10 protein-coding genes are annotated in these 11,602 nt (G+C 43.7%); 8 read left to right on the top strand and 2 right to left on the bottom strand.

Going from position 1 to position 11,602, the window contains the following annotated elements:
* The 4 genes from qoxA to qoxD form a co-directional block, all read left to right on the top strand.
* On the top strand, positions 1-934 hold a 934-nt coding region (gene qoxA / locus RAC86_RS28005), incomplete at its 5' end, for a cytochrome aa3 quinol oxidase subunit II (protein WP_377886253.1).
* 27 nt (positions 935-961) lie between these two features.
* Positions 962-2,911: a cytochrome aa3 quinol oxidase subunit I gene (qoxB, locus tag RAC86_RS28000; protein WP_061186549.1), complete on the top strand. Its 1,950-nt coding sequence runs from the start codon at positions 962-964 to the stop codon at positions 2,909-2,911.
* Positions 2,912-2,924: 13 nt separating this feature from the next.
* A complete protein-coding gene (qoxC, locus tag RAC86_RS27995; protein ID WP_003236031.1) occupies positions 2,925-3,539 on the top strand; it encodes a cytochrome aa3 quinol oxidase subunit III in 615 nt (204 codons plus the stop codon).
* A 1-nt stretch (position 3,540) separates the two neighbouring features.
* Positions 3,541-3,915, top strand: coding sequence for a cytochrome aa3 quinol oxidase subunit IV (qoxD, locus tag RAC86_RS27990; RefSeq protein ID WP_003222169.1), 375 nt, complete (start codon positions 3,541-3,543; stop codon positions 3,913-3,915).
* Positions 3,916-3,956: 41 nt separating this feature from the next.
* On the opposite strand, the gene ywcE is transcribed toward qoxD, so the two are convergent.
* A complete protein-coding gene (ywcE, locus tag RAC86_RS27985; protein WP_003227411.1) occupies positions 3,957-4,220 on the bottom strand; it encodes a spore morphogenesis/germination protein YwcE in 264 nt (87 codons plus the stop codon).
* Between the two features lie 228 nt (positions 4,221-4,448).
* On the opposite strand from ywcE, the gene RAC86_RS27980 reads away from it, so the two are divergent.
* The 4 genes from RAC86_RS27980 to RAC86_RS27965 all read left to right on the top strand — a co-directional run bounded on the left by RAC86_RS27980 (position 4,449) and on the right by RAC86_RS27965 (position 9,018).
* Complete coding sequence (locus RAC86_RS27980) at positions 4,449-5,594, top strand: GNAT family N-acetyltransferase (protein ID WP_072565466.1); 1,146 nt, start codon at positions 4,449-4,451, stop codon at positions 5,592-5,594.
* 210 nt (positions 5,595-5,804) lie between these two features.
* Entirely contained in the window at positions 5,805-6,986 is a 1,182-nt protein-coding gene (gene rodA, locus RAC86_RS27975; RefSeq protein ID WP_061186547.1) for a cell shape-determining peptidoglycan glycosyltransferase RodA, read from the top strand.
* Positions 6,987-7,091: 105 nt separating this feature from the next.
* Positions 7,092-7,841 carry an oxygen-insensitive NADPH nitroreductase gene (gene nfsA, locus RAC86_RS27970; RefSeq protein ID WP_072565465.1) on the top strand — a complete coding sequence of 250 codons (750 nt, stop codon included), beginning with the start codon at positions 7,092-7,094 and terminating at the stop codon, positions 7,839-7,841.
* Between the two features lie 175 nt (positions 7,842-8,016).
* The gene (locus tag RAC86_RS27965; RefSeq protein ID WP_061186546.1) at positions 8,017-9,018 is read left to right on the top strand and encodes an LLM class flavin-dependent oxidoreductase; all 1,002 of its coding nucleotides are present in this window, start codon (positions 8,017-8,019) and stop codon (positions 9,016-9,018) included.
* A 37-nt stretch (positions 9,019-9,055) separates the two neighbouring features.
* Here the strand turns inward: RAC86_RS27965 and vpr are convergent, their stop codons facing one another.
* On the bottom strand, positions 9,056-11,476 hold the full coding sequence (gene vpr, locus RAC86_RS27960) for a serine protease Vpr (RefSeq protein WP_072565464.1): 2,421 nt from the start codon (positions 11,474-11,476) through the stop codon (positions 9,056-9,058).
* Positions 11,477-11,602 lie beyond the last annotated feature (126 nt).

Genomic DNA, 11,602 nt, shown 5'->3' with positions numbered 1-11,602 from the left:
ACTTGTATTAGCGCTGTTAACTGTGGTTTTCGTCCTTGGGGGATGCAGCAATGCTTCAGTACTAGATCCGAAAGGGCCTGTAGCTGAACAGCAAAGTGATTTAATCCTGTTATCTATCGGATTTATGCTGTTTATCGTCGGGGTTGTCTTTGTTCTATTTACCATTATTTTAGTAAAATACCGCGACCGTAAAGGCAAAGATAATGGATCTTATAACCCAAAAATTCACGGTAACACGTTCTTAGAAGTAGTCTGGACAGTGATCCCAATTTTAATCGTCATTGCACTTTCTGTGCCAACCGTACAGACGATATATTCGTTAGAAAAAGCTCCTGAAGCAACAAAAGACAAAGAACCTCTTGTTGTTTATGCTACTTCGGTAGACTGGAAATGGGTATTCAGCTACCCTGAACAGGATATTGAAACGGTCAACTACTTAAACATTCCTGTCGACCGCCCGATCTTGTTCAAAATTTCATCTGCAGATTCAATGGCTTCGCTTTGGATTCCTCAGCTTGGAGGACAAAAATACGCGATGGCAGGAATGCTGATGGATCAATACTTACAGGCTGATGAAGTGGGAACTTATGAAGGCCGCAACGCGAACTTCACAGGCGAACATTTTGCCGACCAAGAGTTTGATGTGAATGCTGTAACAGAAAAAGACTTTAACAGCTGGGTGAAAAAGACTCAAAATGAGGCTCCTAAGCTGACAAAAGAGAAGTATGATCAATTAATGCTTCCTGAAAATGTGGACGAATTAACGTTCTCTTCTACCCACTTAAAATACGTTGATCACGGACAAGATGCAGAATACGCGATGGAGGCCCGCAAACGCCTTGGCTACCAAGCCGTTTCACCTCACTCTAAAACAGATCCGTTTGAAAACGTAAAAGAAAATGAATTTAAGAAGTCTGATGATACAGAAGAATGATATTGATCAGGAAAGGAGGAAGCCCGCATGAAATTTAAATGGGATGAATTTTTTGTAACTGGTGACCCATTAATTCTGGGCGCACAAGTTTCCATTGCACTATCTACCATTGCCATCATTGTTGTTCTTACCTACTTCAAGAAATGGAAATGGCTCTGGTCTGAATGGATAACAACTGTTGACCATAAAAAACTCGGAATCATGTATATTATATCTGCTGTAATTATGCTATTCCGCGGCGGTGTCGACGGTCTGATGATGCGTGCCCAGCTAGCGCTTCCGAATAACAGTTTTTTAGACTCAAACCACTATAATGAAATTTTTACGACTCACGGTACGATCATGATCATCTTCATGGCGATGCCGTTTTTGATCGGTCTTATTAACGTTGTTGTACCTCTTCAAATCGGTGCTCGCGACGTTGCATTTCCTTACTTGAACAACCTGAGCTTCTGGACGTTCTTCGTAGGGGCGATGCTTTTCAATATTTCTTTCGTAATCGGAGGTTCTCCGAACGCAGGCTGGACAAGTTACATGCCGCTTGCAAGTAATGACATGAGCCCTGGACCGGGTGAGAACTACTATCTCCTCGGACTTCAGATTGCCGGTATCGGTACGCTGATGACAGGGATCAACTTTATGGTAACAATCTTAAAAATGAGAACAAAAGGCATGACACTGATGCGTATGCCGATGTTTACATGGACAACATTGATCACAATGGTTATTATCGTGTTTGCGTTCCCTGTACTTACAGTAGCTTTAGCACTTTTATCATTTGATCGTTTGTTCGGTGCTCACTTTTTCACATTGGAAGCAGGCGGTATGCCGATGCTTTGGGCAAACTTGTTCTGGATTTGGGGACATCCTGAAGTATATATCGTTATTCTTCCGGCATTCGGTATTTTCTCTGAGATTATCTCAAGCTTTGCAAGAAAACAATTGTTTGGTTACACAGCGATGGTTGGTTCTATTATCGCCATCTCCGTATTGAGTTTCCTAGTTTGGACTCACCACTTTTTCACAATGGGGAACAGTGCGTCCGTTAACTCTTTCTTCTCAATTACGACAATGGCTATCTCGATTCCGACCGGGGTTAAAATCTTTAACTGGCTCTTTACCATGTATAAAGGCCGAATCAGCTTTACAACGCCTATGCTGTGGGCGCTTGCGTTCATTCCTAACTTTGTAATCGGCGGGGTTACAGGGGTTATGCTTGCGATGGCAGCAGCGGATTATCAATACCATAATACGTACTTCCTTGTATCTCACTTCCACTATGTGCTGATCGCAGGTACTGTATTTGCTTGTTTCGCCGGATTTATTTTCTGGTATCCAAAAATGTTCGGCCACAAGCTGAACGAAAGAATCGGAAAATGGTTCTTCTGGATCTTTATGATTGGGTTCAATATTTGTTTCTTCCCGCAATATTTCTTGGGGCTTCAAGGCATGCCTCGCCGTATTTACACATACGGACCGAATGACGGCTGGACAACATTGAACTTTATTTCAACTGTCGGAGCTTTCATGATGGGTGTAGGATTCTTAATCCTTTGCTATAACATCTACTACAGCTTCCGCTACTCAACTCGTGAAATCAGCGGAGATTCATGGGGTGTGGGACGCAGTCTTGATTGGGCGACTTCTTCTGCGATTCCGCCGCATTACAACTTTGCGGTGCTTCCTGAAGTCAAATCTAAGGATGCATTCCATCATATGAAAGAAGAAAAAACCGAGTTATACCCTGAAAGCAAATTCAAGAAAATCCATATGCCAAGCAACTCAGGCAGACCGTTCTTTATGTCTGTTGCCTTCGGTATCGCCGGCTTTGGACTTGTCTTTGAATGGTACTGGATGGGCGTAGTCGGATTGATCGGAGTCCTGCTTTGCATGGTTCTGCGTTCATTCGAATACGACAACGGCTACTACATTAGTGTTGATGAAATAAAAGAGACGGAAAGAAAGATTTCCGAATAAGGAGGCGTGAGTTATGGAACATGCAGAACACGGCAATTCTAACGCGCCTATGGAATATCAATCTGAAACCGGCAGACTTAATATTCTCGGGTTTTGGATCTTTTTAGGGGCAGAAATTGTGTTGTTCTCAACACTATTTGCAACCTTCTTCGTTCTTCAAAACAGAACAGCAGGAGGTGTCTTACCGGACGAACTGTTTGAAGTGAATCTGGTAATGATTATGACGTTCTTGCTGCTTATCAGCAGCTTTACCTGCGGGATCGCTGTTCATGAAATGCGCCGCGGAAGTTTAAAAGGCGTAGTCATTTGGACAATTATCACTCTTCTTCTCGGCGCCGGCTTCGTCGGATGCGAGATCAACGAGTTTGTCCACTATGTACATGAAGGAGCATCTCTCGGTACAAGTGCGTTCTGGTCTGGATTCTTTGTTTTACTTGGAACTCACGGAACTCACGTAACAATCGGTATTTTCTGGATTACAGGAATTCTGATTCAGTTGAAGAAACGCGGCTTAACTCCGCAAACTTCATCTAAAATCTTTATCTCAAGCTTGTACTGGCACTTCTTAGATGTTGTATGGATTTTCATCTTTACAGGTGTCTATCTCATGGGATTGGGGGGTCTGTAAAATGGCAAACAAATCTGCTGAACACAGTCACTTTCCATGGAAGCACATTGTAGGTTTTGCACTGTCTATCGTTTTGACCCTGCTGGCTCTATGGGTTGCAGTGTATACTGACCTGAGCTCATCAGCAAAACTTTGGATCATTTTCGGCTTCGCCTTCATCCAAGCGGCGCTGCAGCTTCTCATGTTCATGCACATGACAGAGAGCGAAAACGGCGGGATCCAAGTCGGAAACACGCTGTTCGGATTCTTCGGCGCGATCGTTATCGTACTTGGTTCCATCTGGATTTTCGCGGCTCACTATCACCATGGTGACCATATGGACGGAAATCCTCCTGGAGGCGCTGAACACTCAGAGCATTCAGGCCACAACGAATAATACAAAAACCCTCTTCGTTAGAAGAGGGTTTTTTGCTGTCCTCAGCTGCTTCGCTTTCTGCGAAGATACGGAAGACCGTAAATAATAAATGCGGCGATATGAGCGACAATGACGTTGACGGCAAACAAGATAATCATGAGAGTGTGTCCGAGTGGAGAAAGGCTTTCTGTTGCGTAAAAGAAGAAGAATACCCACATTAAGATGATTGGCGGAATAGCTGAGAGTGCGACTTTTTTGTTATCAAGCCATATAAAGAGAGGTGTTGCGCTGGCAACCAATAAATAAGCAAAAAACATGTCCATCATACCCGTCTCCTTTCATTTTGTGATAACGTTTACAAAAATGAAATAGAGGAACTGAGTTGTGTCTTTTTTGTGATTGTTTTTTGAACATTTTGTTACAATTATTATACCATGTTTTCCAGAAATTGATACAGGTTTTTGTGGAATTGGTCTGGACCTATCGTCTTATTTTTAAGTTCATTTCGCTAGGAGAATGTACGGAGCTTTTTTAAAAAAACAGGGGGGATGCAGATGTATCAGGTAGTCAAGCTTGAAAAAGAAGACTGGCGAGAAGTGATCCGCATGTCTGAATATGCTTTTCAGAAAGAACTCAGTGATGAGGAACGAGAAGAGAAAGTAAAAGCTTTAGAGAACCATTACATCATCGGAATCAAAGAACAAGAGAAACTCCTCTCTAAGCTTCACATCATTCCTTTTTCTGTGATGTTGGAGGAACAGGAGATGAAGATGGGCGGTATTGCCGGGGTGGCAACCTGGCCTGAATACAGAAGAAAAGGTACAGTAAAGGAGCTTATTCGAAACGCTTTAACGGTCATGAAGAAAGAAAACCAAATCATCAGCTTTTTGCATCCGTTCCTGATCTCCTTTTACCGTAAATTTGGCTGGGAGCTCTGTTTCTATCAAAAACGCCTGATCTACCTTAAAGAACAGTTTCAAAAGCTAGGCGATGTCTCTGGGTACGTGAAGAGGCTTCAAAAAGATGAAACAGATGCAGTGAATGCTATCTATAATCAGTACAGAACGAAGCATAATGGGCTGATGAAACGTTCAAAGGAGCATTGGACAGAGAAGGTCCATGGGATGAAAGCGATGTATATCTCTGAAGATGGGGTGCCCTGTGGATATCTTGTGTATGACATCAAAAATAAAACGATGCGAGTTAAGGAATTTGTTTATTTGAACAGAGAGGCACAGAGAGGCTTGTGGAATTTTATTTGCCTGCATGATTCGATGCTGAATGAAGTGGAACTGACTGTACGGATGGAGGAAGATCTTGATTTTTTAACTGTCGAACCCCGAGTCAAACAAGACATATATCCTTATAGTATGGCGCGCATCGTTGACGTTGAAGGTTTTTTTCGGGAATATCCAAAATCTCGCATGACAGCACCCTTTGACTTTAAGGTTACGGATCAATGGGCCCCATGGAATCAACAGACTTTCCGCGTCGACTCGGAGCAAGTGCAGATCATTCCAGAAGAGTCATCAGACCATCTAATAGAATGCAGCATATCTTCTTTAACCGCTTTCTTTCTAGGCGCCAGAAATGCCCGTTTCCTTTATGAAACAGGCATGATAAATGGGCCGGTATCGGAAATCAAACGGCTTGATGATGTTTTTCAGTCAAAACCTCCATTTCTTATGGATTTCTTTTAACTCCTTATTTAAAAGGGGTTTTTTTCATTTGAAAAGTTTTGTGTCAATCGAAACATTTCGGTTTATGATACGTCATATTTCGTGTAGCTGAAAAAGCGCCGCAAATGCGCAAAAAACAGAAAAGGAAGCGAGCTTCACGTGTCATCTTGAACTTGGTTCATGTATAATAAACATTAGTGATTTTCCGATGAAAATGTAAGGCGGGATAGAATGAGTCGATATAAGAAGCAGCAAAACCCCTTTTATCAGGGGGATTTGATTTTTATATTTGGTGTGTTTTTTATTATAAGCGTAGTATCAATTTATGCTGCCGGTCAATTTGGGCAGTATGGGAACACGGATTGGATACAGCAAATTGTTTTTTATCTTTTGGGAGCTATTGCGATTACAGTTCTGTTGTACTTTGATTTAGAGCAACTTGAAAAGTTAAGTTTATATATTTTTATCATAGGTATTTTATCTTTGATTATTCTTAAGATCAGTCCTGAGTCCATTGCACCGGTCATTAAAGGAGCAAAAAGTTGGTTTAGGATTGGGAGAATAACAATACAGCCCTCAGAGTTCATGAAGGTCGGTTTGATTATGATGCTTGCTTCAGTCATCGGAAAAGCCAATCCTAAAGGAGTTCGGACGCTTAGGGATGATATTCACCTCTTATTAAAGATTGCGGGTGTCGCAGTTATCCCTGTTGGCCTTATCCTGATGCAAGATGCGGGAACAGCAGGAATATGTATGTTTATCGTTCTTGTCATGATTTTCATGTCGGGTATAAATTGGAAACTGATAACGATCATTGCTGGTTCAGGTATCCTATTCATTTCACTTATTTTATTAGTCATAATAAACTTTCCTGACGTTGCTAAATCAGTTGGGATACAGGATTATCAAATTAAGCGGGTCACTTCTTGGGTTTCAGCTTCTAATGAGACGCAGGAAGATTCAAATGACAGCTGGCAAGTTGATCAAGCCATTATGGCTATAGGATCTGGCGGCATTATAGGAAATGGTATTTCTAATTTAAAGGTTTATGTTCCAGAAAGTACAACTGACTTTATCTTTTCTATAATAGGTGAGTCATTTGGCTTTTTAGGCTGTGCGATTGTCGTCATTATGTTCTTCTTCTTAATCTACAGGCTTGTCGTTCTGATTGACAAAATACATCCGTATAACCGTTTCGCATCTTTCTTTTGCGTTGGTTTTACGGCGTTAATAGTGATCCATACATTCCAGAATATCGGAATGAACATCGGTATTATGCCTGTTACCGGGATTCCGCTGCTGTTTGTCAGCTACGGGGGAAGCTCGACGCTTTCCACGCTAATCGGCTTCGGGATTGTGTATAACGCAAGTGTGCAGCTGACGAAATACAGAAGTTATCTCTTTAATTCTTAAGGTGAAGACAGCCTTTACAGAGGCTGTCTTTTTTTGTGCAGAGCATTTCACTTTTGAGATCACTTTTTTTCGGATATGATAAATAGAGATAAGGAGGTTCTTGTGATGAATAACACAATCGAAACCATTTTAAATCATCGGTCGATCCGGTCTTTTACTGATCAGCTTTTGACTGCTGAAGAAATTGATATATTAGTGAAAAGTGCGCAGGCTGCGTCTACGTCCAGCTATGTCCAGGCGTATTCGATTATCGGGGTTTCCGATCCTGAGAAAAAACGTGAGCTGTCTGTGCTTGCCGGAAATCAGCCTTACGTTGAGAACAACGGGCACTTTTTTGTATTTTGCGCGGACTTGCACCGCCACCAAAAACTGGCTGAGGAAAAAGGCGAAAATATTTCTGAGCTGCTCGAGAATACGGAAATGTTTATGGTCAGCTTGATTGATGCAGCGCTGGCAGCGCAAAATATGAGCATTGCCGCTGAATCTATGGGGCTTGGCATTTGCTATATCGGCGGCATTCGGAATGAACTGGACAAGGTGACAGAGGTGATGCAAACGCCTGACCATGTGCTTCCGCTTTTCGGTCTGGCAGTAGGCCATCCTGCAAACCTATCCGGCAAAAAACCGAGATTGCCAAAGCAGGCTGTCTATCATGAGAATACGTATAATGTAAACACAGATGATTTCCGCGAAACCATGAATGCGTATGACCAAACCATTTCTGATTATTATAGAGAAAGAACAAACGGAAAGCGTGAAGAAACGTGGTCTGATCAGATTCTGAACTTTATGAAGCAGAAGCCGCGTACTTATTTAAATGACTATGTGAAAGAAAAAGGCTTTAATAAAAACTAAAGCAAACCTCTCCGCTTCGGAGGGGTTTTTATGTTTCACGTGTAACATATTCCGACAAATAGAGACATGTTATCACAAATAAATGGCGAATGATCGGGAAACACTGATAAGCAGTGTGAGCGGCTTTGGAGAAAAAATAAGGGATCAGTGATACGATGAGGATGAGGTGGTAAGGATGATTTCATTGAGTATATTAGATCAATCTCCAGTATCAGAGGGCAGCAGTGCAGAAACAGCCTTACAGCAAACCGTTGCACTTGCACAGGCTGCTGAGGACCTTGGATATAAGAGATTTTGGGTTTCTGAGCATCACTTTTCAAGGCGGCTGGCAGGGTCAAGCCCTGAGGTGCTAATCAGTCATATAGCAGCGAAAACGAAGCGAATCCGTGTTGGATCAGGCGGAGTCATGCTGCCGCATTACAGCGCTTATAAAGTAGCTGAGAATTTCCGTGTGCTGGAGGGGCTGACACCGGGAAGAATTGATCTTGGGGTTGGCAGAGCACCGGGGGGAATGCCGATTGCATCATGGGCGCTGAATGACGGCGGAAAACGCAATGCTGATCAGTATCCGCAGCAAATCAAGGAACTGACTATGTATTTACATGATTTGGCGGATGACAAACACCGTTTTCCGAATCTGACGGCTGCGCCGCATATTTCCACCGCGCCGGATGTGTGGCTGCTCGGCTCATCTGGAGAAAGCGCACTGCTCGCCGCTGATTCAGGCGCTGGCTATATGTTTGCCCACTTTATCAATGGAGAGGGCGGAGAGGATACGGTTAGACAGTATAAGAGACGATTTAAACCGTCTGTGTTAGGAGACACAGCTCGAGCGGCAGTCGCTGTTTTTGTTCTTTGTGCTGACACGGAGGAGAAGGCAGAGGAGCTTGCGGCAGTGCTTGATTTTACGCTTTTGGCAGGAGAGCAGGGCATTCCTTTAGAAGGAGTTCCTTCGTATGAAGCTGTTCGGGAAAATACGTACTCCCCTTATGAACAGAGACGAATTGCGGATAACCGAAATCGAATGATTGTCGGCACGAAAGAACAGGTTAAGGAGCAGCTGTTAGCTTTGAGTAAGGCGTATGGAACTGAGGAAATCATGGCGGTGACCATTACGCATCATTTTGAAGATAAGCTCCGTTCTTACCGCTTGTTGCAGGAAGCATTTGCGAATTAATCTGAAAAAAGCCCTGCCGATTCGGCAGGGCTTCTTATTATTCAACGGTAAAAGGCTCTTCAGTCAGAACCTGGCTTGATTTGCCTTTGTTTGCGGCATAGGCGAGCAAGTAATATTCTCCGGCAGGAAGCTTGGTTCCGCCATTGATCGTGCCGTCCCAGTCAAAGTATTGATAGCCCTTATCTTGATTTTTATAAATGCCGGCTTGGCCTGCAAAATCAAGGTTGCTGTCATAGACGAGGAATGCCAGCTCTTCTGCTCCTGAAGGAAGGTAGGTTTCAATTTGATAGGTGCCTTGTACAGACCCTTCGCTGACGGAGACAGATGTTACTCTCGGATAATCCGGCTCTTTAACAATTAGCAATGTAGGTACCTTAGCGACGGTTTTTCCGCCTTCTCTTACGATAACCGTTCCTTCATAGGTGCCAGCTTTTGTTTTCTTAGTATTGACTTTTACTTTTGCAGTGGCTTTTCCGGTTTTATGTGCCGGAATCACAACACGGCTTGTGCCGGATGTGGAGATGCCGCTGCCGTTAAATGAGTATTCAAGTGTGTATGACTTTCTAATGGAAGATTGGTTTTCAATCGTAAACGTTTCTTTTTTCGTTTCGTTTCCGCTTTCCTTCAAGAAGGTGCCGTATGAATAGCTTCCAGGTGAGACGAGCGAGTCGGCTTTGATCGCGTTCATGATTCTCGCGCTGCCTGCACCTTGGGCGTTATGAGGATATACTTCTCCGTCGCCATCCTTTAAGGTGACAGCGGTATTCATGATGGCGGCTTTGATCTGTTCAACGCTCCACTTTGGTTTGGCTTGTTTGATAACGGCAACCGCTCCGGCAATATGAGGCGATGCCATGCTGGTTCCTTGTTTTGATCCGTACCCGTATGGGTTGTTAGGATCGTGTGTCGGGATGGTGCTGACGATATTGACGCCTGGTGCGGAAATATCAGGCTTAATCATCCACGTATCCATAACAGGGCCGCGTGATGAGAAATCAGCCACTTGCTCACCGAGCGATTTTGAGACCGTCAACTTGAATGTTGTTTTTGTCTCACCAGCTTTTATGGCGCTGACGAGTTTCTCACCGTCTTCTAATGAAAGCTTAATCGTTGGCACAGACATGCCTGGCACATTGGATTCAATTTCTCCAGTGAGGTTGTTATACACAACCATGCCGATGGCGCCGGCTTTTTTAGCATGATCCGCTTTATCCACAAATGCAATGCTGCCTCGTTTGACAACGGCGACTTTTCCTGTCAGATCTTTTCCTTCAAAGTCCTTTGCTTCGCCGATTCCCGCTTCAACAAGCTCAATTTCTTTGTTATTGAGCGCCTTGACATCGTCCTCTTTGTTATAGCCCATCACTTTTGCTGAAGAGTAGGAGCCGAAAGTGACGGCATATTCGTTGAGCGGCAGCTGGGTCGCACCGACAGAAATCGCTTCTCTTGATGTGCCAGGTGATCCGACTGTCCAGCCGTTCGGTCCGCTGTTGCCGTTTGACGTAACAGCGACAACGCCTTCTGACATGGCCCAGTCAAGCGCTGTGCTTGTCGCCCAGTCCGGGTTGTTTAATGAGTTTCCGAGAGACAGGTTCATCACATCTGCTCCGTCCTGTACAGCACGTTCCACGCCGGCAATGACGTTTTCTGTTGTGCCGCTTCCGCCAGGACCTAACACGCGGTAAGCGAGAAGTATGGCATCAGGCGCAACCCCTTTAATCGTTCCGTTTGCGGCCACAGTTCCGGCTACATGTGTTCCGTGGTCAGTTGCTCCGCCTCTCGGATCACCTGTTGGTGTTTCTTTTGGATCGTAATCATTGTCTACAAAATCGTATCCTTTATATTGTCCGAAGTTTTTCTTCAGATCAGGGTGATTGTATTCAACCCCGGTATCAATAATGGCCACCTTGACGCCTTTTCCTGTGTAGCCTAAATCCCATGCATCGTTTGCTCCGATATACGGCGCGCTGTCATCCATTTGCGGAGATACGGCGTCCTCGGAGATCGTGACGTCTTTATCCTTTATATTGTCTGTTTTGTATGTGACGTTCGGGTATACTGCCTTAACGTCTTTTACCGCGAGAAGTTTTGGAATCTCATTAGCTGGGAGCTTCATAGAAAAGCCTGAGAAAACCTGCTCATATTCCCGGTTAACTTTCCCGTTTTTCACCGCTTTGAGGGCTTTGTTTTTTGCTGTGGTGCGAGCGGTTTTTAGCTTGCTTTTCGTTTGGCTTTCTCCCGCTTCCTTCGCCTCTGCCAAGGATTTTTCTTTTAATTCCACGATAACGGTTGTTTTTTTGCTTGTTGTCGTGTCGATATCACCGAATACCTCGGCTTTTTCCAGGTCAGCCGACGTTTTTGAAGAAGCCGGAGCTGCCTGTACTCCTGTCATACCTGTGGATAACGCAAAAAATACAACAAAACTTATAAGCAGAAAGCGAATGATCCCCTTTTTCAATGTGTTTCCCCCTTTGTGTTTAGAAAAAATGTTATAGATCTAGTATATATTTCTTGAAAATTCAAAAAAATCCTTGTGTCATTTGGACCATTTATTGGATTTTGTTTGTGTATAAGGAAGGAGTTA

This window comes from Bacillus sp. LR_5 (assembly GCF_042709275.1).
Note: the sequence above shows the minus strand (reverse complement) of the source record. Positions and strands in the feature narration are given on the sequence as shown.

What these genes read in the sequence shown, in the direction of transcription:
- nfsA (WP_072565465.1), top strand. Translation starts at nt 7,092, where the DNA reads ATGAATAACACAATCGAAACCATTTTAAATCATCGGTCGATCCGGTCT.
- RAC86_RS27980 (WP_072565466.1), top strand. Translation starts at nt 4,449, where the DNA reads ATGTATCAGGTAGTCAAGCTTGAAAAAGAAGACTGGCGAGAAGTGATC.
- qoxC (WP_003236031.1), top strand. Translation starts at nt 2,925, where the DNA reads ATGGAACATGCAGAACACGGCAATTCTAACGCGCCTATGGAATATCAA.
- RAC86_RS27965 (WP_061186546.1), top strand. Translation starts at nt 8,017, where the DNA reads ATGATTTCATTGAGTATATTAGATCAATCTCCAGTATCAGAGGGCAGC.
- ywcE (WP_003227411.1), bottom strand. Translation starts at nt 4,220, where the DNA reads ATGATGGACATGTTTTTTGCTTATTTATTGGTTGCCAGCGCAACACCT.
- qoxD (WP_003222169.1), top strand. Translation starts at nt 3,541, where the DNA reads ATGGCAAACAAATCTGCTGAACACAGTCACTTTCCATGGAAGCACATT.
- qoxB (WP_061186549.1), top strand. Translation starts at nt 962, where the DNA reads ATGAAATTTAAATGGGATGAATTTTTTGTAACTGGTGACCCATTAATT.
- rodA (WP_061186547.1), top strand. Translation starts at nt 5,805, where the DNA reads ATGAGTCGATATAAGAAGCAGCAAAACCCCTTTTATCAGGGGGATTTG.